The following is a 22,083-nucleotide window of genomic DNA, read 5'->3' on the forward strand; positions in this document are numbered from 1 at the left end:
ATGACAACATTACAAGAACGCGTTTCCGCACATTTTGCCGAGAGCATCCGCTCCAAGCAAGAAGCCGAAAAAGTACTGGTCGAGCCGACCGCACAGGCCGCCGAGCTGATGCTGCAATGCCTGATGAACGACGGCAAAATCCTGGCTTGCGGCAACGGCGGTTCGGCTGCCGACGCGCAACACTTTGCCGCAGAAATGACCGGCCGTTTTGAAAAAGAACGCATGGAATTGGCTGCTGTCGCGCTGACAACGGACACTTCCGCCCTGACCGCCATCGGCAACGACTACGGTTTCGACCATGTATTCAGCAAACAAGTGCGCGCGCTCGGACGTGCCGGCGACGTATTGGTCGGCATCTCCACCTCCGGCAATTCCGCCAACGTCATCGAAGCCATCAAAGCGGCACACGAGCGCGATATGCACGTCATCGCTATGACCGGCCGCGACGGCGGCAAAATCGCCGCCATGCTCAAAGATACCGACGTTTTGCTCAACGTCCCTTATCCGCGCACTGCCCGCATTCAGGAAAACCATATTTTGCTGATTCACGCCATGTGCGACTGCATCGACTCCGTCCTGCTTGAAGGCATGTAACCCTTTCTTTTCAGACGGCCCATCCCTTAAAGGCCGTCTGAACGCCCACCCGTCCATACCCAAGGAAAAGGATATGAAGAATATCAAACGCTACGCCCTCCCCGTTCTGACTGCGACCCTCTTGAGCTTGAGTCTGAGCGGCTGCGTCGGCGCACTGATCGGCGGTGCAGCCGTCGGCACCAAATCCGCCGTCGACCGCCGCACCACTGGTGCGCAAACCGACGACAACGTTATGGCCCTGCGCGTCGAAACCACCGCACGCTCCTACCTGCGCCAAAACAACCAAGTCGAAGGCTACAAGCCCAAACTGAACGTTGTCGGCTACAACCGCCACCTGCTCCTGCTCGGCCAAGTGGCTACCGAAGGCGAAAAACAATTTGTTGAACGCATTGCCCGTTCCGAACAAGCCGCAGAAGGCGTGTACAACTACATCACCGTTGCCTCACAAGCGCGTTCGCTCGGCGATGTGACCAACGATACTTGGGGCACATCCAAAGTTCGTGCAACCCTGTTGGGCCTAAGCCCGGCCACCCAAGCACGCGTCAAAATCGTGACTTACGGCAACGTGACCTATGTGATGGGCATCCTCACGCCTGACGAGCAAGCCCGCGTGACCCAAAAAGTCAGCACGACCGTCGGCGTACAAAAAGTCGTGACCCTCTATCAAAACTACGTTGCCAACTGATTCACAGGCAACCCGGGGCCGTCTGAACATTCAGACGGCCATTCCTCCAACGATTACCCGCCCCATCATGTCCAAGAATAATAAAACCCCTTTCCAACTTAAGCCCAAACACCTAATCCGCGCTTTATTCCTTGTCAGCTTTATCGCCGTCGCAGCCCTTGTTGCCGGCGTATTCAGCACCCTAAACTCCGGTAAAACCGACGTACCCGAAAAAAGCCCTGCCGAACAAACCGACACACGCATTGAAGTTTGGCGCCCCAACGGCGCAGTCGAACCTGAAACCGTTCAGCCTGCCAAAGACGGCGACGCAAAAACCGCCTCCGGCAATCCTGTCGTTCCACAAAACGAAAAAAGCGACAACGCCGAAGAAGGTGCAAAAAACGACCGTCCTGCCGCACACCGCGGTAAACGCACAGAAAACAAACGCGCCGAAACCGACAAATCAGAAAAAGCACAATCCGACAACAGCAGCCCTGCTGCTCAAAACACACCTCAAGCAGACAGCCAGCCGGTAGCAAACAAAGCCGCAGACAGCAAACCTGCCGCACAAGCAGTAGAAAACAAACCGGAAAAAGCCAAAGCCACCGAGTCTAAACCGACTCCGAAAGCCGAGCCTGAGGCCAAACCACAAGCCAAACCGCGCAATAAAGACAATCTCGACAACCTGTTTTAAACAGACGGCACACCCGTCCCGTTCAGACGGCCTCCATGCCGTCTGAAACAAGAAGGAAACCTCATGAACGAAGTCATCATCAAAACCCCCGAAGAAATCGAAAAAATGCGCGAACTCGGCCGCTTGGTCGCCGAAGCCCTCGATTACATCGGCCAATTCGTCAAACCCGGCGTAACCACCAACGAAATCGATAAACTCGTTTACGACTACCACGTCAACGTTCAAGGCGGTTATCCGGCCCCCCTCAACTACGGCAACCCGCCCTACCCGAAATCCTGCTGCACCTCCGTCAACCACGTTATCTGCCACGGCATTCCCGATGACAAGCCGCTGAAAGAAGGCGACATCGTCAACATCGACCTGACCATTAAAAAAGACGGTTTCCACGGCGATTCCAGCCGCATGTTTACCGTCGGCAAAGTCTCCCCGATTGCCCAGCGCCTGATCGACGTGACCCATGCCTCCATGATGGCGGGTATCGAAGCGGTCAAACCCGGCGCCACCCTCGGCGATGTCGGCTATGCCTGCCAACAGGTTGCCGAAAATGCCGGCTACTCCGTAGTTCAAGAATTCTGCGGCCACGGCATCGGCCGCGGCTTCCACGAAGCGCCGCAAGTAGTCCACTACGGCCGCAAAGGTCAGGGCCTCGTCCTCAAACCGGGCATGATTTTCACCATCGAGCCGATGATCAACCAAGGCAAACGCCACCTGCGCATCCTGAACGACGGTTGGACAGTGGTCACTAAAGACCGTTCCCTCTCCGCCCAATGGGAACACGAAGTCTTGGTTACCGAAACCGGCTACGAAATCCTCACCATCAGCCCTGCCACCGGCAAGCCTTAAACTTGAAAAATTTTCAGGCCGTCTGGAAATACAGATTCAGACGGCCTGAAATTTATCCGTTTTCTCGACCCGTCAAACCGAACAAATGCTCGAAATTAAGTTTTTACCCATAATGAATTGTTTAGTTATGTAAAAATTTGCCCACGCCATATTTAAGATAATCGCATAATTTGATGATTTATATGCCAAAAATTATACGAAATAATGAATTAAGAAATATTTACACAAATTATGGCAAACAGCGGCAAACTTCTTTCGAATATACTGTCTAATTATCTAGATCAGTCATTTGCAATACGCCCACATATCACCCCAAAAGCCTACAGGAAAAGGGATGCCGGCATTCTTGCAGACCCATTTTTATGCCTAGAGGCATGCAACAAATACCACAATAAGGAAGATTCATGAAATCGTTCGAAAAAATTGAAAACATCCGCGATATCCGTAAAAAACTCGGCCTGAACCAAATGGACTTCTGGAGCCGCATCGGTGTGACTCAATCCGGTGGTTCCCGTTACGAATCCGGCCGCAATATGCCTAAACCTGTACGCGAATTGCTGCGTTTGGTACACATCGAGCGCGTCGATTTGGCTAAAGTAAACCGTGACGACTTGGCCGTTGCGTCCTTGCTGAAAAACCGCGACCCTGAGTTGTACGCTTCTCTGAAAAAAGAAGCCAAAGCCGACAACAAAGGCAAATAATCAAGCCATTCAAAAGGCCGTCTGAAACTTGTTTTCAGACGGCCTTTTTACTTTCTACACTCTAAGGGCATGTCGCATACATGTCCTTTTTCATTTACGGCTGATACTGCTTGAAATAGTCCAACACCGTTTGCGGCAGCCATTGCAGATTCAGACGGCCCCGATCGTGGCTAACGAAGCCGACATGACCGCCGTATGCCGGTTGCATCAGCGTAACGGCCGAGGACACGTCCCGCCCGGTCGGCAGGGCTTCCGGCGGCAGGAAGGGGTCGTTGACGGCATTGAGCAGCAGCAACGGCGTATCCACGCCTTTCAGGAATGGTTTACAGGAATTGCGGCGGTAATAATCGTGGCGGTCGGCAAAACCGTGAAGCGGCGCGGTAAAGCGGTCGTCAAAATCGCCAAGCGTTTTGCAGTTTTGCCGGCTCAAGGCCGTCTGAAACTGAGGAATCGCTCGGGCTTTCGGCAGCAGCGAATTCAAAAAATAGCGCGTGTAAATCAGTCGCGTCATGCCCTGATCAAAACGCGTACCGGCCGCCACGGCATCGACCGGTGCGGAAATGACGGCAGAAGCACGCGGAACGGCATTGCTGCCCTGCTCGCCCAGATATTTGGCCAAGGCATTGCCCCCCAAAGAAACACCGACGGCGTAAATGGTTGAATAGCGTCGGGCCAGCGTGTTGAGCATAAAGGCGATTTCAGTCGTATCGCCGAGGTGGTAGAACACGGGCGCGGTGTTTGCGATGCCGCCGCAACTGCGGAAATGGGCAACCACGCCGTTCCAACCGCGCTGCTGCACGGCTTTCATCAGCTCGACCGCGTAATGGCTCTCGCTGCTGCCTTCCAATCCGTGGAACAAAACCACCAGCGGCGCATCGGGGTCGGCGCTGTCGACAAAATCGTAGGCAACTTGGGTTTTGCCGGTGCTGTCGGGCAGAAGCTCGCGGCGGTAGTCGGGCGCCTTGCCTTGCAGCAACTTGGCAAACAGAGTGTCGGCGTGGCCGTTTCTGAGCCAATAAGGCGTGTTGGGTGAACGTGTATTCATGATTATTTCTTCTATTTTTCAGACGGCCTGAAGATGAGCATATACACCAGCAAGGCAGTCAGCGTGCCGTTTGTCCAGCCTGCCCAAACATCGGTGGGATAATGCACGCCCAAATAAACGCGTGAAAACCCGGTCAACAGGGCAAAGGAAATACCGCCTATCCAAGCGGCGCGGCGGTAGCGCGTGTGGCGGCAAAGCAATATCAGCATGACGGCAATGGCGGCGGAAAACGTACTGTGGCCGCTGGGGAAGGAGAAATTGCTCTCTTCAATCAGGCGCGGCCAAAGCAGCGGACGTTCGCGTGCAAACCATACTTTCACAACCAACATGTTCAAAGTCGGCACCAATGCCGCCAACACGCAAAACAGTGCCTCGCGCTTCTTATCGGCAAAATACAGGGCGGCGGCGACTGCGCCGATCAGCGGCACGGCAATCGCGGTTTTGCCCAGATAGTGCAACACGGTGGCAATCGGATCAAACCATGTTCCCACGTGGGCATGGACGGCGTGCATCAGCGGCGGCTCAAAAGCGAAGCCGCCATATTGCGCCAGCCAAATACCGATGATGAAGGTCGGCGGTAAAAACAGCAAAGAAGCGAAAGTCAGTGCGCGTTTGGCTTGGGCCGGAGACAAGTGCATTATTCCACCGTTTCTTTCAAAGTCGCGCCAATCGCCTGCAAACCCTGCAACGCATCTGCCCACGCCGCATCCAGCAAGCGGCAGGCCTCGCCTTCCGCCTTGATACCGAACTCGATATGCGGCGGAATATAACGGCCGTCTGAATCGGTACGGCCCACGGTGGGCAGGCTGTACGAACGAATACCGGCGTAGGTACGCTCAAGATGTTCCATAATCGGCGTAATGCGCGATTCTGGTTGGTCGAACACATACACGCTGCGGCTGCCGCGTTCGGTTTGGTTGAAGCGGTCGGCGTAATAAGTTTCCAATACCCATTCGGCCATCGGGTGCGCCATCACGGGGAAGCCGGGGAAGAAATAATGTTCGCGGATGGAAAATCCGGCGATGTTGTTAAACGGATTGGGCACCAATTCCGCACCTTCGGGAAAATCCGCCATTTTCAGGCGTTGGGCGTGTTCCGGCGAATCGAGCGGCTCGCCGCGTTTCAGGGTTACGCCTTCGATAAACTTGGCGGCTTCAGGATGGCGGACAACGGGCAAATCCAAAGCAGCCGCTGCGGCTTGGCGCGTGTGGTCGTCAGGCGTAGAGCCGATACCGCCGGTAACGAAAGTCGGCAGGCCGTCTGAAAAACTGCGGCGCAGTTGTTTGACCAGCAATTCGGGTTCATCGGGCAGATATTGCACCTGATTGAGTTTCAGCCCGCGCGATTCCAATAAAGATTTGAAAAAGGCGAAATGCTTGTCTTGGCGGCTGCCGTGCAGGATTTCATCGCCGATGATAATGAGGTTAAAAGCGTTCATGATGAGGTTGCCTTCCGAACATTCAGACGGCCTATTGCTGACAATGTATTCCATTTATAAGATAATGGTTTCAACTTTTCAAGTCTGGAGAAATTCCCATGAGCCAAAACCATACCATTTTACAAAATCTCCCCGTTGGCCAAAAAGTCGGCATCGCCTTCTCCGGTGGCCTCGATACCTCTGCCGCGCTGTTGTGGATGAAACTCAAAGGCGCGCTGCCTTATGCCTACACTGCCAACCTCGGCCAGCCCGACGAAGACGACTACAATGCCATTCCCAAAAAAGCGATGGAATACGGTGCGGAAAACGCCCGCCTGATTGACTGCCGCGCGCAGTTGGCACACGAAGGCATCGCCGCCATCCAATGCGGCGCGTTCCACGTTTCCACCGGCGGCATCGCCTATTTCAACACCACGCCTTTAGGCCGCGCCGTGACCGGCACCATGCTCGTTTCCGCCATGAAAGAAGACGATGTGAATATCTGGGGCGACGGCAGCACCTACAAAGGCAACGACATCGAGCGTTTCTACCGCTACGGCCTGTTAACCAACCCGGCGCTGAAAATCTACAAACCTTGGCTCGACCAACAATTTATCGACGAACTCGGCGGCCGCCACGAAATGAGCGAATTTCTGATTGCCAACGGCTTCAACTACAAAATGTCGGTGGAGAAAGCCTACTCCACCGACTCCAACATGCTCGGCGCGACGCATGAAGCCAAAGACTTGGAATTCCTCAACAGCGGCATCAAAATCGTCAAACCCATCATGGGCGTTGCCTTCTGGGACGAAAACGTCGAAGTCAAACCCGAAGAAGTCAGCGTGCGCTTTGAAGAAGGCGTGCCGGTTGCACTGAACGGCAAAGAATACGCCGACCCCGTCGAACTCTTCCTCGAAGCCAACCGCATCGGTGGCCGCCACGGTTTGGGCATGAGCGACCAAATCGAAAACCGCATCATCGAAGCCAAATCGCGCGGCATCTACGAAGCCCCGGGCATGGCGTTGTTCCACATCGCCTACGAACGCTTGGTGACCGGCATCCACAACGAAGACACCATCGAACAATACCGCATCAACGGCCTGCGCCTCGGCCGCCTGCTCTACCAAGGCCGCTGGTTCGACAGCCAAGCCCTCATGTTGCGCGAAACCGCCCAACGCTGGGTCGCCAAAGCCATCACCGGCGAAGTAACCCTCGAACTGCGCCGCGGCAACGACTACTCGATTCTGAACACCGAATCGCCCAACCTGACCTATCAACCGGAACGCCTGAGTATGGAAAAAGTCGAAGACGCAGCGTTCACACCGCTCGACCGCATCGGCCAACTGACCATGCGCAACCTCGACATCACCGACACCCGCGCCAAACTGGGTATTTACTCGCAAAGCGGTTTGTTGTCCTTGGGCGAAGGCTCCGTATTGCCGCAGTTGAACAATAAAGAGTAGAATCATGGGGGCTTTAAGGCCCCCTTATTTTAAAGGAATAAAATGAAAGAATATAAAGCCGTCATTTATCAAGAGAACCTGCTTTCCAGCTTGATTTTCGGCAGCGCCAAAATCAATCCGGTCAAATTCAGCGATTTCCTCAACAGCCACGCCTCACAAGGCTGGAAGGTCGTTACCATGGAAAAAGACCAGCGCCGCATGCTGCTGTTTTTCGTGCGTGAAGCCTACGTCGTCATTTTGGAAAAAGAACGTGTTTAAACTCGGCGTCTATGCCTGTCTCGGATTGTTCGTCAGCTGGGTGTTGCTCTTGATTTTGCAACTTTGGTTTTCCTTCGTCGATGCCGATTTGTTTCTCAAAATCACCCTGACCATGGCAGGTCTTTTCATTATCATTCTGGCCAGCTTACTGGTCATCAGCCAGTATTTTTCCGAAAAGAAAATGAAGGACGACGGATTTATCAACTGATACTACTTCGAGAAGCGCCATGTATGCTTTATCCGAAACCTTGACGCAACATCCTTGTTTAATAGACGAGGCCGTCTAAAATTTAAGTTTCAGACGGCCTTATTACCCTTCCCAAATTTATCAAATACCATGAAATTCTTTTCTCACTTTTATCTTGAAAATCATATGTATTTCCACGACTACTTGAAATATATCCTGATTTTCGCCGCCCTCGTTATCCTCCTGCTCACCGTATCGCAATACCTGCGCCACCGCATGGACACCAAATACCGCGACCTGAGCATTATTGCGCTGTTGTTGCTCATCCTCATCTGCGGCACGCAATATCTTTCATACAGCGAGCGTCAAAACTTTGCCGCCGATACTTCGCGCATGGTAGGTTTTCTCAATGCCTTGATTGAAAACCAAAAAGTTGAAAAACAAGACATCATCGTCAACAGCACGCGCCTGTTCAACGGCATGATTATCGGCATCAAAAACCAATACTACGAAGTCCATTTCAATCAAGACTTCTCCGCCTACACGCTGACGCCCATCAATTTGGTCAACAACAATATCGAACTCATCGATAAAGAATAACAGGATACACACACATGGAAGCATACTCCCTGCTCGCCCTCAAACTACTGATGGGTATTTTAGGTTTGATTTTGCAAATCAACCTCTTAGGTAAAGGCAACCTCGCGCCGACCTCCGCCATGGACCAAGTGCAAAACTATGTACTCGGCGGCATCATCGGTGGCGTGATTTACAGCGACAGCGTCGGCCTGTTGCAATTTTTCCTCGTACTGATTTTGTGGACGCTGTTGGTCTTAAGCCTGAAATTCATCAAAAACCACAATCGCTGGGTCAAATCCATCATTGACGGCAAATCCGTCTGGGTTATCGTCAACGGCAAAATCCAAACCGATGAATGCATGAAAAACGGCATCAGCGCACACGACCTCATGTTCAAACTCCGCGCCGCCGGCATCTACGAAATCTCTGCCGTCAAACGTGCCGTGATGGAACAAAACGGCCAGCTCGCCGTCATTAAGTACGGCGACGAAAGCCTGCGCTATCCACTGATTACAGACGGCCAAGTTGACCCCGACATCCTCGAAATCATTAAGCGTGATGAAGAATGGCTGCAACAGGAACTCGACCACCTCCACCTTGAAGCCTCGCAAGTCTATATCGGCGAATACATAGACGGAAAATTGGTGGCACACCGTTATCCTTCTTGATTTGAAAATAGCAGGCCGTCTGAAACCTTGATTTCAGACAGCCTTTTTATATCCGGTTCAAACACTGATTTTTTAATCGCGATATTCAAACGTTGTGCCCAAAAATTGAGCCAGCGCAGAGACGTGGGAATGTCGGGGATCTTTGACGGCGGTCAGCAGCAGGATATTGCCGTGTTGCCGCTCCAAATCCAGCAGCCGCTTGATGGCGGCCTGCTCGGCATCGCCTTGCAGCTCTTCATGATAACGGCTGACAAAACTGTCAAAATTCTCAGCCGGATTTTCATGATACCAGCGGCGCAGGTTTGCACTGGGCGTAATGTCTTTCAGCCAAAGCGCCGTAGCGAAAACTTCTTTATGGACGCCGCGCGGATAAAGGCGGTCGATAAAGACGGCGGTTTGTTTAGAATCGGGTTGATAGGCGTAAATGCGCTGTACGGTAAACATTTTTTCTCGTCTCCAATGGATTCAGGCCGTCTGAAAATTCAGACGGCCTGATGTTTTTTAGGTTTAGAACAGTTTTTTGACTTCGGCTTCGATATCTTCGGCTCTCATAAAGGTTTCGCCGATCAGGAAAGTATGCACGCCGTGGCTGCGCATGAAATCGACGTCTTCTTTGTTGCGGATGCCGCTTTCGGTTACAACGGTTTTGCCGTTTAATTCGGGCAAGAGGTCGAGGGTTTGTTGCAGGGTCACTTCAAACGTACGCAGGTTGCGGTTGTTGACGCCCCACAACGGCGTGGTCATGTTGCGGCATTTTTCCAGCTCGGACGCATCGTGCAACTCCAACAATACAGTCATGCCCAATTCGTGGGCAACGGCTTCAAAACGCTCAAGCTGCTCGGCTTCCAAGGCAGCGGCAATCAGAAGAACCGCATCCGCACCCCACGCGCGCGCCTGATAGATTTGGTATTCGTCGATGATGAAATCTTTACGCAAGACCGGCAGCGCCACGGCCGCACGCGCCTGTTTCAAATACTCGGGCGAGCCTTGGAAATAAGGTTCGTCCGTCAACACGGACAAACAGGCCGCGCCGGCTTTTTCATAGGCAGCGGCGATTTCAGCAGGATGAAAATCAGGGCGGATCAGGCCTTTGCTCGGGCTGGCTTTTTTGACTTCGGCAATAATGGCTGGCAGATTCTGCGCGTGTTTTTCACGGATCGAGCCGATAAAGCTGCGAACCGGCGCAGCAGCCTGCGCTTGGGCTTTGATGTCTTCCAAGGAAACGGCAGCTTTTTGGGCGGCCACTTCTTCTGCTTTGGTGGCAAGGATTTTGTTGAGAATATCGGTCATGGCGTTTTTCTATTGGGGCTGATTTTCGGGTTTGAATCGTGCAACATGCTGACGAAGATTAGATTTCAGACGGCCTGAATGCCGCTATTTTAATGGTTTGAAAAAAGGCGGGCAAGAATGCCCGCCTTTGTGTCTGCTTCAATTTAGTGATGAATGCCCAAAACGGACGCGTTGTGGCTGATGATTTCGTCCGCCAAAGTCGGATTGTCGTTCAGCTTGATACCGTAGCCGGGCACCAATTCTTTCAGACGGCCTGACCATGATTCGGCATGATCGGGGAAGCATTGGTTGATCAGCTTAATCATCAAAGGTACGGCTGTTGATGCACCTGGGGACGCGCCCAGCAATGCGGCCAGCGAGCCGTCGGCATGGGCGACGATTTCGGTACCGAATTGGAGTATACCGCCTTTTTTCGGGTCTTTTTTGATGATTTGTACGCGTTGACCGGCGGTAATCAGTTCCCAATCGTCAGGATTGGCTTCCGGATAATACTCTAAGAGCGAAGTGAAGCGTTCTTCTTTGGTTTTACGCAATTCGCCCAAGAGGTATTTGGTCAGCGGCATATTAGCCCAACCGGCGCGGAGCATAGGATAAAGGTTGTCCATGTGGATGGACATCGGCAAATCCATGAGTGAGCCTTGTTTGAGGAAGTTGGGGCGGAAGCCTGCATACGGGCCGAACATCAAATGGCGTTGGCCGTCCACGTTGCGGGTATCCAAATGCGGAACAGACATAGGGGGCGCGCCGACGGAGGCTTGGCCGTACACTTTGGCGTTGTGTTGCGCGGCCGTTTCGGGATTGCTGTTGCGGAAGAAGAGGCCGGAAACCGGAAAGCCGCCGTAGCCTTTGCCTTCGGGGATACCGGATTTTTGCAGCAGGGTCAGTGCGCCGCCGCCTGCGCCGAGGAAGACGAAACGGGTGCGGAGTGTCAACGGGTCGTCATCGTCTTTGGTGCTGCTGGTTTTCAGCACCCATGCGCCGTCCGATTCGCGGTTGAGGTCGTCGACATGACGGTTGAATTTGATTTTTACGCCTTTGTCGCTCAAGTATTTGACCATCTGGCGGGTCAGGCTGCCGAAATCGACGTCTGTGCCTTCGGCGGAGTAGTTGGCGGCGATGGATTGGTTTTCATCACGGCCGTTGACAACCAGCGGCGCCCATTCGGCAATTTTGGCGCGGTCGGTAGAAAACTCCATTTTTTCAAAGAGTTTTTGGTTTTTGAACACGTCGAAACGTTTTTGCAGATAACTGCAATGGTCGGCGTTCATCACCAGCGACATATGGGGAACGGAATTGATGAAAGTGCGGTCGGTCAGTTTGCCTTCTTCGACCAAAGTCGCCCAAAATTGGCGGCTGATATGGAATTGTTCGGCAATATTGAGGGCGCGGGTCGGATCGATCGTGCCGTCGGCAGTCAGGGGCGCATAGTTCAATTCACACAGCGCAGAGTGTCCCGTACCGGCATTGTTCCATGCATTTGATGATTCCAACGCTACATCTTCCAAGCGTTCGATCAGGGTGATTTCCCAAGATGGTTCGAGTTCTTTGAGCAATACGCCCAAAGTGGCGCTCATAATGCCGCCGCCTACTAATACGACATCGGTTGCTTCAGCCATGGTTTTACTCCTACTAAAGTCAGGCATGGTTTGCCTTGTGGTTATCTATCATTATAAACAACTGATTTCATAGGAATTATTTTGTATTTTTGTTGTGTGTGAAACTTTTGTTGCCTGCTGAGTTTCCGAGCGTAAATGGCGGAAGGCAGTTTCGGTTTGGGTTCCAGATTTCAGGTCTTTATAATATGTTATTGAGAATTTAGTAGATTTTACGGAGAAATGCAAAGATTTTCTGTTCGGTTCATATAAAAATAAGAGACTAGGCCATCTGAAAACGTTTTCTTAACCTTTATCCGCCAACGTTTGCCAAGAAAAAAGAATTTTTCATTTCTTTTTTAATTGACCGTTTTTGTCAGCAATTTCAGCGCTAACAAACGTGAATCAACCGCCAATCTGCTATCATTTCGACTTATCCCACAACAAGGCAAACCGCCATGTATCTGACACAAGAAAAGCCCTACCGCCCCCTATTGGTCGCACTGATATTCCTCACCCTGCCGCTGGCGATGATATTGCACAATATCGTGCAAATCGCCTTTTCAGACGGCCAAGGGCTGCTGGTCACGGTCAAAGACGGCGCGTGGGCATGGCAAAGCGGTTGGCAGGACTCCGTCGCATGGTTTGTCTGCGGCATGTTTGCCTTCCTCAACCTGCCGATTGCCGGCGGACTGACCAAGTTGGCGTATAAAAAAATGATGCGCCGGCATTCGCGTTATGCCATATTTCTTGCCGGTGTCGCAGCGTGTGCCTCGGCGGCGGCAGGATTGATTTTTGAAGCCATCTTAGGCAATGCCGCATTGGCAGGCTTGCGTGGGCAAGGCGTGTTCTACTACACCCTCTCCGTATGGATCATCGCCATGCTGACCCTGCCCAAACAACTCACGCGCGCTCCGGAGCAGCCCATCGTCTTTCACAAGATGAAACGTTGATTCAACAGGCGCAAACATTTTCAGACGGCATGCTTTCCGTTACCATTACATCCAACGCGTTTTAACCAATAAGGAATAACAAATGAATCAGGCGCAACAGCTCCGCGACGGCATACAGGCACTGGGTTTGGACATCGACGAAGCCAAACAGGCCAAACTTCTAGACTATGCCGCCCTGCTGCAAAAGTGGAACAAAACCTACAACCTGACCGCCCTGCGCGATCCCGCCCAAACCGTCAGCCATCACCTGCTCGACAGCCTGACCCTCTTGCCCTATATCGAACACGCCCAAACCATGCTCGACGTCGGCTCCGGCGGCGGACAGCCCGGCATACCCACCGCCATCTGCCGCCCCGACCTCGACATCACCCTCCTCGATGCCAACACCAAAAAAACCGCCTTTCTGCAACAAGCCGTCATCGAACTCGGCCTTAAAAACGTCCGCGTCATCAGCGGCCGCGTAGAAGCCGCCGCCGACTGCCGCGCCGACGTCATCACCAGCCGCGCCTTTGCCGAACTCGCCGACTTCGTCAACTGGACCGAGCACCTCCTCAAAGACGGCGGCTACTGGGCGGCCATGAAAGGCATATACCCGCAAGAAGAAATCGACAAACTGCCCGAAAGCGTCGCCGTCGAAAAAGTCGAAGCATTGCACGTCCCCCAACTCAATGCCGAACGCCATATCGTCATCATCCGCAAAAAGGCCGTCTGAAAACAACCCAAGCATACCGAATAACGGTACAATCCAGCCATCCACACTTAACACGACAGCAAAGCACATGAGCGCACAAATCCTCGCCGTCGCCAACCAAAAAGGCGGAGTCGGCAAAACCACCACCACCGTCAACCTAGCCGCCTCCCTAGCCTCCAAAGGCCGCCGCGTCCTCGTCGTCGACCTCGACCCCCAAGGCAACGCCACCACAGGCAGCGGCATCAACAAAGCTACCATCGAAAACGGCGTTTACCAAGTCGTCCTCGGCGAAACCGACATCCCCAACGCCGTCGTCCGCAGCAAAGAAGGCGGCTACGACGTATTGGGCGCCAACCGCACACTGGCCGGCGCAGAAGTCGAACTCGTCCAAGAAATCGCACGCGAAATCCGCCTCAAAAACGCCCTGCAGTTCGTTGCCGACGACTACGACTACGTCCTCATCGACTGCCCCCCGTCCCTGACCCTGCTTACCCTCAACGGCCTGGTCGCCGCCAACGGCGTTATCGTCCCCATGCTTTGCGAATACTACGCCCTCGAAGGCATTTCCGACCTAGTGGCCACCGTCCGTAAAATCCGCCAAGCCATCAACCCCGACCTCGACGTAACCGGCATCGTCCGCACCATGTACGACAGCCGCAGCCGCCTCGTCGTCGAAGTCAGCGAGCAGCTCAAACAACACTTCGGCAACCTGCTCTTCGACACCGTCATCCCCCGCAACATCCGCCTCGCCGAAGCCCCCAGCCACGGCCTCCCCGCCCTCGCCTACGACGCCCACGCCAAAGGCACCCAGGCTTATCTCGACTTGGCTGATGAACTGATTGTACGGTTGGAAAAATAAATAGGGATAGGGATATAAAAAGGCCGTCTGAAAGTTGGGAAATACTTTCAGACGGCCTTTGGTTTGATTGGAAAGAACATTTTTAAAAAAGACCGCGTGCGTGCGTACCGCACACACCCTACACATAAATTTCAAATTCTTTGTGATTCATTTGTAGGGTGTGTGCCCGAAGGCACGCACGCGGTGGCATGGAGGCTACGGCTTGCTGAATCGTCAGCCTTTTCAAAAGCATCCTGCAAACGCGGTATCAACAGAGGCAAAGCCTGCGTCAACGCCGCCGTTCCCTCTTGCGCCACATCTTCCAACCAGTCTTGCAGCCTGATACCCAAATCGGCAACTTCGTGGTCGGGCTCGGGAAAAGATTCTGGAGAGCTGCTGGCGATACGGATTGCCGCCCTTTTTAGGCTGCTGCGCGTCGGGTTCGTCCGGCTGCCCGTCCGGCGTTTGAGCGCGCACCGCATACCACAACGCCGCCATATGCTTGCACGCCCCGCCATAAGGACAATCGCAGCCCCCATCCTTAATGTACAAATCACTATCCAGCTTCAGCCATACCGAATAGTTTTCCGAACCGCACACCTCCGCCCGATAACGCCCAGTGGAAGTTTTTTGGATATCGCGAACCTTGCCCTGCTGAAAATACAGCAGTCCGCGTTCGGCGATATGGGGCAAGAACAGGTGGAGCGAGTGGATACGGGGCATGGTTTGCTTCCAAGAAGTTGTTGAAATATGGGGAGTTTACTGGCTCAGACGACGTTTGGGGAGAGGGTAGTGGGAAGATTTGTTTAGTAAAGTGGCAAAAGGTCGTCTGAAAATGGGTTTCAGACGACCTTTGGGAGGAAAGGGCTGTGGTTTAAAAAGACCGCACACCCTGCACATAGATTCCAAGTTTGCGTACTTGGCAGGTAAGGTGTACGCCTAAAGGCGCACCAGTTTTATGCGAGGCACAGTTTGCTAGCCATGTTATTTGTGTGATAAATAACTTATAGCTAAAATTCATTTGATTACCTATTTTTTTTGATTAGTTGTTATTTGCAAATCTAAACTTTGAATAATTTTAATATTTTCATTTAATGGACTCATTTCAGAAAAGTTATTGTTTTCTATTGTTTGAATTAGGTATCCAATACTATTAGTTTTACTAATAATAGCCTTTTTCATTAATTTATATGCCTCAATTAATTCTTCATTTTCTCTTTGAACTCTCAAAAAAATTGGATGATCTGTTGATGATTTATTTAGAATAGCATCTAGTCCTTTATTTCTGTGTATTCTGGAAAAATCAAAACAGGATAAATGCTTCATTACCCATGGGTCATTATTTTCATATGAAGCTATACCATTCATTAGAACTTTAGATTCTGTTTTAATCAGATCTGATAATCTTAATTTGGTTAATTCAACTGCATCTTCAGAAATATCTATACCTATGAAATTTCTTTTCAAAATAGATGCTGCTACTAAAGTAGTTCCACTTCCACAAAATGGATCAAGAACAACATCATGTTCATCAGTTACTAAATCAATAATTTTTTCTAGTAAGATGATGGGTTTTTGGGTAGGGTAACCAGTTCTTTCTTTAGCTTTAGGATTTAAGAAAGGAATTTCCCACACATCACCTAATGGAACCCCTTTTTTTTGCCCATTATATATAACGTTTCCATGTTGATCTGTTGCATATACAGACGTCCCTAATGAGTTTTTTTTTCTTTTTTGTAAGATTTGATCTAAATTAGTTGTTAAACTATAACTATTAAATCGACGTTTCCATTTAAATTCAAAAGATTTTGAGTAAAATAATATGGTTTGATGTTGATTTAGTAGCCCTTTTTTTGAATTGCTCCAACGTTTGTAATACCAAATAATTTCAGATTGAAAATTGTTTTGGCCAAAAATGCGATCTAATATAGAACGAAGAATATGTGTAGAGTTTCTATCACAATGAATGAATATACTACCAGTTTTTTTTAACTTATCTTTGCATAAAAGTAATCTATCATAAATAAATTGCTCATACTCTGTCAGGCTATCCCATGTATCTTTAAAGAAGTATTGTTTTTTAATATCTTTTGTTGTGCCAGTAAAGTTTTTCCCAGTGAAAAATGGTGGATCTAAATAGATTAGATCAATTGAATTATTATCTATTTTTTTTAATATATGTAGACAATCACCTAGAATAACATCATTCATCATATACCATTACCTTGTTTTTCATGTGCAATCTGTTTTAATATCTTTAATAAATCTACACCTGTAAATTTTAGAATAAAATCCCATGCTGAATCTGCATAATAATACTCTCCATTCTTGCCATGGTATAAAGTTTGTAATGTTTTTTGAATTTTTTGTGCTTGAGATCTATTGGGATAATAAAACATTAATCTAATAGGTTTATATCCTGCAGCGTGAATTACTTCCAACCGTGTATGTTCTTTAGTTACATGATCTCCATCAGTTGTGGCATCTCTCCATTTTATCTCTATTGCATATTTATCCACTAATGCATCTATTTCAAAAGTTTTTGGTTTTTGTCCTATAGTGTTAGGGATTTTAATTTTTTTTGCATTGGGAAATTTATATTTAATGCAATAAAACGCAGCTTCCTCTAAAAATGATCCTGCATATTTATAAAGGAACCTACCAATATTCTGATAAGTATCAATGTCTTTTCCAAATTGACTTGAGATTCCTAACACTTGGTATAGCATATGATGTGAAAGGTCATCATCATACATCTCTATAATACGACTATCAATTTGTTTCTTTAATTCAATTTCATATTTATCAGATAATTCACGAATTTCATCATATAAGATCATGAATGATAACCTAGTTCTATAATGTTAAAAATTTTATTACCCAAATTATAAATATCAATTTTTAAATCATCAATCAATTTATTACCTCCCACCCCTTCAACAACCTCTTCACCGACACCGGATACGGCGTCTTCAATTCCTGCGCAAAAAGCGACACCCTCAATTCTTCAATCATCCATTTAAACCCTGCAAGGCCGTCTGAAACGGGGAGGCCTTGTTTGATCAGGCTGTCGGTTTTTTCCTGCCACATTTGTTCCAGCTCTTGAATATCGGCTTCGCGGGCTGCATCGCGGGCGGGGTTGCTGCTGTATTTTTCAAGGCGCAGGGTCATGGCTTTGAGGTAGATGGGGAGGCGCGGCCATTGTGCCCATGGGGTATGGCTGGCGAAGCCGGAGGCAAGCAGGGTTTGCAGGCGTTGTCGCAGGAGGTGGGTCAATGGATGTTTGCCGAGTTTGCCGTTCAGTTCGGCGTAGGCGGCTGCGGTTTCCTGCAGGTAGCAGCTGAGGGCTTCTTTGACGGCGGGCAGGCGGCTGCGGGCGCGTTTGATTTGCTCTTTAAAGGCTTTTTCGTTGCGCGGCAGCTCGTCTTCGCCGATAAAGGCGCGGTCGCAGACGGCCTGTGTGAGGTCGTCGCGCAGGGTGTCGGCGTTGATGTGTTTGAGCAGCATGGCGGCTTGGGTAAAGCCTTGGATGCCTTTGTTCAAGTCTTTTACCTGCTCTTTTAATTGCAGCTTCATCAATTCGATTACGCCTTGACGGTGTGCCTGTTCGGCGGCTTCGTTAGTGTCAAACAGGCGCAGGGCGATGCGGCCGTCTTTTTCTTTTTGCAGGCCAAGATAGCCGGTAAGCTGTTGTTTGCCGCGTGCGAATTTGATGGATTCGGGCAGGGTACCGATGTCCCATGCGGTAACGTTGTCGCGCTCGAATTCTTGGGTGTTGTCGCGGAAGGTAACGGCGGCGGCTTGGCCGAGCTGTTGTTGCAATTCGTGCAGTTTGCGGCCGCCGGCAAGCTCTTGTCCGCCGTCGTCGATAATGCGCAGATTCAGATAGCAGTGTTCAGGCAATTCTTGCGCCGCCCATGCGTCTTGGTCGATTTGCTCGAGAATCCGCATATCGCCGGCACTTTTGGCGATAAAGTGCGCCAACTGGGGAATGATGGCCGCTTGGCGGTCGGGATTGCTTTCGAGGAATTTGGTGATGAAATCGGGGACGGGCACGCAAATGCGGCGGATTTGCTTCGGCAGGGCTTTAATCAGCAGCTGGATTTTTTCGCGCAACATACCGGGCACCAGCCATTCGAGCGACGGCGCGTGCAGGCGGTTGAGGACGGTCAGCGGCACGGTCATGGTCACGCCGTCGAGCGGATGGTGCGGCTCGAAGCGGTAGGAAAGTTTGAACTTGCCGTCTGCGGTTTGCCAGAATTTGGGGAATTGCTCTTCGGTAATGTGCGCGGCGGCGTGTTGCATCAGATCGTCGCGGCTGAGGAACAGCAGGCGCGGATTGTCGCGCTCGGCGGTTTTGAGCCAGGCTTCAAAGGTGCGGATATCGGCAAGGGGCAAAGGTTTCAGACGGCCTTTTTGAGATGCAGGCTGCTTTTTGGGTTTGGGGTCGTCTGAAACATTTTGTCGGGTGTGTGAACTCGTTTCACGCTCGCGGTTGGACGCATCTTTGGAATCCGCGTGCGCGGCTTGCGCCACACGTCCTGCGTTGCGCTGGTTTGCTTGTCCGTTTTGATCGGCCGTCTTGTCCAACTGGGTTTGTCCGCCCTCGTCGCTTCCCCAAACGCCGCCTTTCGCATCTTTCCATACCAGCTCGGGCAGGCGTTCGTTATAAAACGCAAACAGAGCTTCGTCATCGACCAATACGTCTTGCTTGCGCGATTTGTGTTCGAGTTCGGTAATTTCTTTAATCAGCTTTTTATTGTGGGCAAAAAAGGCCGTCTGAAGATTGCTTTCCTGCGCCACCAATGCGCCGCGAATAAAGATTTCGCGCGCTTCTTCGGGCGCAACTTTGCCGTAAGACACGGGGCGGCGCGGCAATACGGTCAGGCCGTAAAGCGTCACGCGTTCGCTGGCAACAACTTCGCCGCGTTTTTGTTCCCAGTGCGGCTCGAAATAATGATAGCGGACGAGGTGCGGCGCTTCCTGCTCGATCCATTCGGGCTGGATAACGGCGACGTCGCGCGCGTAAAGGCGCGTGGTCTCAACCAATTCTGCCGCCATCACCCATTTGGGTTTGGCTTTGAACAGGGCGGAGGCGGGGAAAAGGTGGAAGCGGCTGCCGCGCGCGCCGGTGTAGTCGTTGCCGTCGGGCGATTTCATGCCGACGTTGGCGATAAGGCCGGTCAGCAGGGCGCGGTGGATTTGTTCGTAGCCGGCTTCTTTTGCGGCGCGGATTTGGGCGCGATGTTGCTTTTTATCCAGTTGTTTTTGTTTGAGTTTGGCCGCTAAATCTTGGTCGCCTTGGCTTTCAGACGGCCTTAATTGTTCTTGGGAAGGAGGTTGTCTAAACGCGGCTTCTTTGGTGGTCAAACCCATTTCAATCGCGGTTTGGGCAAGCTGGTGGTGCAATTCGCGCCATTCACGCATCCGTAGGTGCGACAGGAAATATTGGCGGCACCACTGCACCAGCTGCTTATTGGACAAACCTTTATCGCGCTCGCGCTGGAAGCTGTCCCAAATATTCAGATAGGCAAGAAAGTCGGATTGCTTGTCGGTAAAGCGTTCATGCGCCTTGGCCGCGGCATCGCGCACCTCCAGCGGCCGCTCGCGCGGGTCTTGAATCGATAGCGCGGACGCGATCACCAATATTTCTGCCATGCAGTCGTGTTTCTTCGCCGCCAGCAAAATGCGCGCGATTTTCGGGTCGATGGGCAGGCGCGCCATTTGTTCGCCGAGCTTGGTCAAACGGTAGCGCGTGTTGGCGCCGATATGGCCCGAACTGTTTTGCAGGCCGTCTGAAACATTGGCTGGGTTGGATCGGGCATCCATGCCTGATCCGCGTACTTGGTTTTTCATATTTTGCATAGTCTTGTCGGTCGGGTATCTTCCCCGACATCATCTAAATTTGTCTTTATTGGTTTTCACGCCGCTTATTGCGGATAAACATATTCCGCCTTGCCGTCGCGAATGTTCAAGCTGCCTGCATCACCTGTGATCAGATTGCCCGTTACCGAGCCTTCGCTACAACCTGAAACCGGCATATCGTAGCCCAACGTGTGAATCAAAAACGTTGAAAGCTGCTGATGGAAGGCAATCTCGCAAGGTGTAAAAGCTTGGTTGGCAGCCTGTTGCACGGCCTTATTCGGGCTGTACAACACCAGCGGCACAAGATAGCTGTCGGGCTGCACCGTGCCTTGATTGTAGGTATCTTGGCGCACATACTGGCCATGATCGGAGGTATAGGCAAACAGCCAGTTGCCGTCAGACTGCTTTTGCAGCTGCTCGAATACGGTTTGAATCATTTGGTCGGTTTTGTGGATGGTGTTGTCGTACTTATCCACAACATTGGCCTCGCCGAATACTTTATCTTGAGGCTGCAACAATGCGCCGTATGGGACGTGCGAACCGCGTTGGTGCAACACAATAAAATGCTTGCCCTGCTGCAAATTGATTTTGTCAAACAGCGGCAGCAGCTTCTCATCAGGCATATTGTCGCTGTTGCCGTAGCCAAGCTGCGTCGGCTGAATCAGATGGTCTATCCATTTCTTACCGATTAAGTTCAAAATCGCCATCTCGTTTTCAGCCTGCGCGCTGTAAAAATACGTTTCATAGCCCTGCTCTTTGGCAAGGCGGAACATATTGGTATCGCCGCTGCTGATTTGCTCATAGCCGTTGGCATGCGGTATCGCATTAAAAAAGCTGGGCAGGGACACAGCCGTCATCAAAGCGGCGGAATAGCTTTGTTTCACAATCGGCTTAAAGTCGGCTTGCGACAGCTGAGTCAAAAACGGCGAAGTCTCACGCCCGTAGCCAAACAGTTTCAAATGCGCCGCGCTTTCGCTTTCGCCCATAATCAGGACGATATTTTGAACATTGCCCTGCCCGATTTTGCTTGGCGCAGGCTGTTTGAACACAGGAATCTTGCTTAAATCAAACAACTGATACGGCAACACGCGCCCGACAAAATAGCCGAAGCTGAAATAATTGGCTTTGATGCGGCTGTATGTCGGTTTGGGCGAAATACCGTGTTCCTGCGTCGTACTGAATGAACGTCCAAAAATCAGCAACATCGCCGTAATAAACACAATATCGGCGGCAAAATGCGTCTTACGGCGGAACTTGGCAAGGCTGCAAAACAGCACGACTTCCAACACGCCCCACACCACAGGCAGCCACAACTTATCCAACATCGATGCGCCCGCGCTGCCGACTTCGGTAACCTCTTTCAGCATCAGCCAATAATTGATGCCCGTCATCCAACTTTGATAAACCGCGTAATGCACATTATTGGCAATAATGCTAAACGCGAAAAACACCGCAATCAACAAACGCGTCGCCTTATAACGCGCAAACAGATACAGCGCAGCAATCACAAATGTCAGCGCAAACGTTTCCGCAATTTTTGCCGCCGGCAGGGTTTCAATCCCGAATACAAAGCGATAGGCAATCTCGCTGGCAGTAAGTAGAGATGAATACAGAAAGAGAACGAAAAGGGATTTTTTCATAATGGGAAGTTCACAATAAAAGTTGCAGACTGAGTCTGGGGGCTCGGCAACGGTATTCTTCAGCAGCTATCTGTTTACATTTGTTTTTCAAGAATGAGGTT

At 51.0% G+C, this 22,083-nt stretch carries 24 protein-coding genes and 1 pseudogene; 13 read left to right on the top strand and 12 right to left on the bottom strand.

Features of this window, described 5'->3' with window-relative positions:
* From ACTHTK_RS09500 to ACTHTK_RS09520, 5 genes are all read left to right on the top strand, one after another.
* Positions 1 to 594 carry a phosphoheptose isomerase gene (locus ACTHTK_RS09500; RefSeq protein ID WP_107724192.1) on the top strand — a complete coding sequence of 198 codons (594 nt, stop codon included), beginning with the start codon at positions 1 to 3 and terminating at the stop codon, positions 592 to 594.
* A gap of 73 nt (positions 595 to 667) precedes the next feature.
* Positions 668 to 1,279, top strand: coding sequence for a BON domain-containing protein (locus ACTHTK_RS09505; protein ID WP_049330858.1), 612 nt, complete (start codon positions 668 to 670; stop codon positions 1,277 to 1,279).
* A gap of 67 nt (positions 1,280 to 1,346) precedes the next feature.
* Positions 1,347 to 1,952, top strand: coding sequence for a hypothetical protein (locus ACTHTK_RS09510; protein WP_107724193.1), 606 nt, complete (start codon positions 1,347 to 1,349; stop codon positions 1,950 to 1,952).
* Between the two features lie 42 nt (positions 1,953 to 1,994).
* Entirely contained in the window at positions 1,995 to 2,795 is an 801-nt protein-coding gene (gene map, locus ACTHTK_RS09515) for a type I methionyl aminopeptidase (RefSeq protein ID WP_440378600.1), read from the top strand.
* Between the two features lie 404 nt (positions 2,796 to 3,199).
* Positions 3,200 to 3,496 carry a helix-turn-helix domain-containing protein gene (locus ACTHTK_RS09520; RefSeq protein ID WP_003680641.1) on the top strand — a complete coding sequence of 99 codons (297 nt, stop codon included), beginning with the start codon at positions 3,200 to 3,202 and terminating at the stop codon, positions 3,494 to 3,496.
* A 94-nt stretch (positions 3,497 to 3,590) separates the two neighbouring features.
* On the opposite strand, the gene ACTHTK_RS09525 is transcribed toward ACTHTK_RS09520, so the two are convergent.
* From ACTHTK_RS09525 to ACTHTK_RS09535, 3 genes are read right to left on the bottom strand one after another with little or no spacing between them, the layout of a single operon-like run.
* Positions 3,591 to 4,541, bottom strand: coding sequence for a YheT family hydrolase (locus tag ACTHTK_RS09525; RefSeq protein WP_440378577.1), 951 nt, complete (start codon positions 4,539 to 4,541; stop codon positions 3,591 to 3,593).
* Between the two features lie 11 nt (positions 4,542 to 4,552).
* Positions 4,553 to 5,179, bottom strand: a complete 627-nt coding sequence (locus ACTHTK_RS09530; RefSeq protein WP_440378578.1) for a phosphatase PAP2 family protein — start codon at positions 5,177 to 5,179, stop codon at positions 4,553 to 4,555.
* Positions 5,179 to 5,979: a competence/damage-inducible protein A gene (locus ACTHTK_RS09535; protein ID WP_440378579.1), complete on the bottom strand. Its 801-nt coding sequence runs from the start codon at positions 5,977 to 5,979 to the stop codon at positions 5,179 to 5,181. Before ACTHTK_RS09535 ends, ACTHTK_RS09530 begins: the two co-directional genes overlap by 1 nt.
* Before the next feature lie 98 nt (positions 5,980 to 6,077).
* Between ACTHTK_RS09535 and argG the strand changes: the two genes are divergently transcribed.
* The 5 genes from argG to ACTHTK_RS09560 all read left to right on the top strand — a co-directional run bounded on the left by argG (position 6,078) and on the right by ACTHTK_RS09560 (position 9,113).
* Entirely contained in the window at positions 6,078 to 7,421 is a 1,344-nt protein-coding gene (gene argG / locus ACTHTK_RS09540; RefSeq protein ID WP_036493659.1) for an argininosuccinate synthase, read from the top strand.
* A gap of 42 nt (positions 7,422 to 7,463) precedes the next feature.
* A complete protein-coding gene (locus tag ACTHTK_RS09545; RefSeq protein WP_036493650.1) occupies positions 7,464 to 7,679 on the top strand; it encodes a DUF4177 domain-containing protein in 216 nt (71 codons plus the stop codon).
* Complete coding sequence (locus ACTHTK_RS09550; RefSeq protein ID WP_049330864.1) at positions 7,672 to 7,887, top strand: hypothetical protein; 216 nt, start codon at positions 7,672 to 7,674, stop codon at positions 7,885 to 7,887. Before ACTHTK_RS09545 ends, ACTHTK_RS09550 begins: the two co-directional genes overlap by 8 nt.
* Positions 7,888 to 8,016: 129 nt before the next feature.
* Entirely contained in the window at positions 8,017 to 8,466 is a 450-nt protein-coding gene (locus tag ACTHTK_RS09555) for a DUF3290 domain-containing protein (RefSeq protein WP_107724199.1), read from the top strand.
* A 14-nt stretch (positions 8,467 to 8,480) separates the two neighbouring features.
* Positions 8,481 to 9,113 (top strand): DUF421 domain-containing protein, encoded by a 633-nt coding sequence (locus tag ACTHTK_RS09560; RefSeq protein ID WP_107724200.1) that lies wholly within the window; start codon positions 8,481 to 8,483, stop codon positions 9,111 to 9,113.
* 72 nt (positions 9,114 to 9,185) lie between these two features.
* Here ACTHTK_RS09560 and ACTHTK_RS09565 read toward each other — a convergent pair whose 3' ends face one another.
* The 3 genes from ACTHTK_RS09565 to ACTHTK_RS09575 form a co-directional block, all read right to left on the bottom strand.
* Complete coding sequence (locus ACTHTK_RS09565) at positions 9,186 to 9,557, bottom strand: DUF488 domain-containing protein (RefSeq protein WP_107724201.1); 372 nt, start codon at positions 9,555 to 9,557, stop codon at positions 9,186 to 9,188.
* A gap of 63 nt (positions 9,558 to 9,620) precedes the next feature.
* Positions 9,621 to 10,403, bottom strand: coding sequence for an indole-3-glycerol phosphate synthase TrpC (trpC, locus tag ACTHTK_RS09570; RefSeq protein ID WP_107724202.1), 783 nt, complete (start codon positions 10,401 to 10,403; stop codon positions 9,621 to 9,623).
* 143 nt (positions 10,404 to 10,546) lie between these two features.
* Positions 10,547 to 12,019 carry a malate:quinone oxidoreductase gene (locus ACTHTK_RS09575; protein ID WP_107724203.1) on the bottom strand — a complete coding sequence of 491 codons (1,473 nt, stop codon included), beginning with the start codon at positions 12,017 to 12,019 and terminating at the stop codon, positions 10,547 to 10,549.
* Positions 12,020 to 12,453: 434 nt separating this feature from the next.
* Between ACTHTK_RS09575 and ACTHTK_RS09580 the strand changes: the two genes are divergently transcribed.
* The 3 genes from ACTHTK_RS09580 to ACTHTK_RS09590 all read left to right on the top strand — a co-directional run bounded on the left by ACTHTK_RS09580 (position 12,454) and on the right by ACTHTK_RS09590 (position 14,498).
* Positions 12,454 to 12,948, top strand: a complete 495-nt coding sequence (locus ACTHTK_RS09580; RefSeq protein WP_107724204.1) for a hypothetical protein — start codon at positions 12,454 to 12,456, stop codon at positions 12,946 to 12,948.
* Positions 12,949 to 13,030: 82 nt separating this feature from the next.
* Positions 13,031 to 13,660, top strand: a complete 630-nt coding sequence (rsmG, locus tag ACTHTK_RS09585) for a 16S rRNA (guanine(527)-N(7))-methyltransferase RsmG (protein ID WP_049359315.1) — start codon at positions 13,031 to 13,033, stop codon at positions 13,658 to 13,660.
* A 67-nt stretch (positions 13,661 to 13,727) separates the two neighbouring features.
* Complete coding sequence (locus tag ACTHTK_RS09590; RefSeq protein ID WP_107724205.1) at positions 13,728 to 14,498, top strand: ParA family protein; 771 nt, start codon at positions 13,728 to 13,730, stop codon at positions 14,496 to 14,498.
* 131 nt (positions 14,499 to 14,629) lie between these two features.
* Here the strand turns inward: ACTHTK_RS09590 and ACTHTK_RS09595 are convergent, their stop codons facing one another.
* The 6 genes and pseudogenes from ACTHTK_RS09595 to ACTHTK_RS09620 all read right to left on the bottom strand — a co-directional run bounded on the left by ACTHTK_RS09595 (position 14,630) and on the right by ACTHTK_RS09620 (position 21,985).
* Complete coding sequence (locus ACTHTK_RS09595) at positions 14,630 to 14,959, bottom strand: hypothetical protein (protein ID WP_440378603.1); 330 nt, start codon at positions 14,957 to 14,959, stop codon at positions 14,630 to 14,632.
* Positions 14,960 to 15,005: 46 nt separating this feature from the next.
* A pseudogene (locus ACTHTK_RS09600) lies at positions 15,006 to 15,200 on the bottom strand (SWIM zinc finger family protein); the annotation flags it as partial.
* A gap of 306 nt (positions 15,201 to 15,506) precedes the next feature.
* A complete protein-coding gene (locus ACTHTK_RS09605) occupies positions 15,507 to 16,691 on the bottom strand; it encodes a DNA-methyltransferase (RefSeq protein ID WP_199903883.1) in 1,185 nt (394 codons plus the stop codon).
* Positions 16,688 to 17,317 (bottom strand): ApaLI family restriction endonuclease, encoded by a 630-nt coding sequence (locus tag ACTHTK_RS09610; RefSeq protein WP_107724206.1) that lies wholly within the window; start codon positions 17,315 to 17,317, stop codon positions 16,688 to 16,690. Before ACTHTK_RS09610 ends, ACTHTK_RS09605 begins: the two co-directional genes overlap by 4 nt.
* A 73-nt stretch (positions 17,318 to 17,390) precedes the next feature.
* Positions 17,391 to 20,342, bottom strand: a complete 2,952-nt coding sequence (locus tag ACTHTK_RS09615; RefSeq protein ID WP_440378580.1) for a DUF3418 domain-containing protein — start codon at positions 20,340 to 20,342, stop codon at positions 17,391 to 17,393.
* 65 nt (positions 20,343 to 20,407) lie between these two features.
* On the bottom strand, positions 20,408 to 21,985 hold the full coding sequence (locus tag ACTHTK_RS09620; RefSeq protein WP_440378601.1) for a phosphoethanolamine transferase: 1,578 nt from the start codon (positions 21,983 to 21,985) through the stop codon (positions 20,408 to 20,410).
* Between the last annotated feature and the right edge of the window lie 98 nt (positions 21,986 to 22,083).

Source organism: Neisseria sp. P0006.S009 (genome assembly GCF_051962915.1).
Classification (GTDB): domain Bacteria; phylum Pseudomonadota; class Gammaproteobacteria; order Burkholderiales; family Neisseriaceae; genus Neisseria; species Neisseria subflava_E.

Bases quoted from the DNA above. Each gene is read 5' to 3' on its own strand.
- ACTHTK_RS09500 (WP_107724192.1), top strand. From the start codon at position 1: ATGACAACATTACAAGAACGCGTTTCCGCACATTTTGCCGAGAGCATC.
- ACTHTK_RS09505 (WP_049330858.1), top strand. From the start codon at position 668: ATGAAGAATATCAAACGCTACGCCCTCCCCGTTCTGACTGCGACCCTC.
- ACTHTK_RS09510 (WP_107724193.1), top strand. From the start codon at position 1,347: ATGTCCAAGAATAATAAAACCCCTTTCCAACTTAAGCCCAAACACCTA.
- ACTHTK_RS09520 (WP_003680641.1), top strand. From the start codon at position 3,200: ATGAAATCGTTCGAAAAAATTGAAAACATCCGCGATATCCGTAAAAAA.
- ACTHTK_RS09525 (WP_440378577.1), bottom strand. From the start codon at position 4,541: ATGAATACACGTTCACCCAACACGCCTTATTGGCTCAGAAACGGCCAC.
- ACTHTK_RS09530 (WP_440378578.1), bottom strand. From the start codon at position 5,179: ATGCACTTGTCTCCGGCCCAAGCCAAACGCGCACTGACTTTCGCTTCT.
- ACTHTK_RS09535 (WP_440378579.1), bottom strand. From the start codon at position 5,979: ATGAACGCTTTTAACCTCATTATCATCGGCGATGAAATCCTGCACGGC.
- argG (WP_036493659.1), top strand. From the start codon at position 6,078: ATGAGCCAAAACCATACCATTTTACAAAATCTCCCCGTTGGCCAAAAA.
- ACTHTK_RS09545 (WP_036493650.1), top strand. From the start codon at position 7,464: ATGAAAGAATATAAAGCCGTCATTTATCAAGAGAACCTGCTTTCCAGC.
- ACTHTK_RS09555 (WP_107724199.1), top strand. From the start codon at position 8,017: ATGAAATTCTTTTCTCACTTTTATCTTGAAAATCATATGTATTTCCAC.
- ACTHTK_RS09560 (WP_107724200.1), top strand. From the start codon at position 8,481: ATGGAAGCATACTCCCTGCTCGCCCTCAAACTACTGATGGGTATTTTA.
- ACTHTK_RS09565 (WP_107724201.1), bottom strand. From the start codon at position 9,557: ATGTTTACCGTACAGCGCATTTACGCCTATCAACCCGATTCTAAACAA.
- trpC (WP_107724202.1), bottom strand. From the start codon at position 10,403: ATGACCGATATTCTCAACAAAATCCTTGCCACCAAAGCAGAAGAAGTG.
- ACTHTK_RS09575 (WP_107724203.1), bottom strand. From the start codon at position 12,019: ATGGCTGAAGCAACCGATGTCGTATTAGTAGGCGGCGGCATTATGAGC.
- ACTHTK_RS09580 (WP_107724204.1), top strand. From the start codon at position 12,454: ATGTATCTGACACAAGAAAAGCCCTACCGCCCCCTATTGGTCGCACTG.
- rsmG (WP_049359315.1), top strand. From the start codon at position 13,031: ATGAATCAGGCGCAACAGCTCCGCGACGGCATACAGGCACTGGGTTTG.
- ACTHTK_RS09590 (WP_107724205.1), top strand. From the start codon at position 13,728: ATGAGCGCACAAATCCTCGCCGTCGCCAACCAAAAAGGCGGAGTCGGC.
- ACTHTK_RS09595 (WP_440378603.1), bottom strand. From the start codon at position 14,959: ATGCGGTGCGCGCTCAAACGCCGGACGGGCAGCCGGACGAACCCGACG.
- ACTHTK_RS09605 (WP_199903883.1), bottom strand. From the start codon at position 16,691: ATGATGAATGATGTTATTCTAGGTGATTGTCTACATATATTAAAAAAA.
- ACTHTK_RS09610 (WP_107724206.1), bottom strand. From the start codon at position 17,317: ATGATCTTATATGATGAAATTCGTGAATTATCTGATAAATATGAAATT.
- ACTHTK_RS09615 (WP_440378580.1), bottom strand. From the start codon at position 20,342: ATGCAAAATATGAAAAACCAAGTACGCGGATCAGGCATGGATGCCCGA.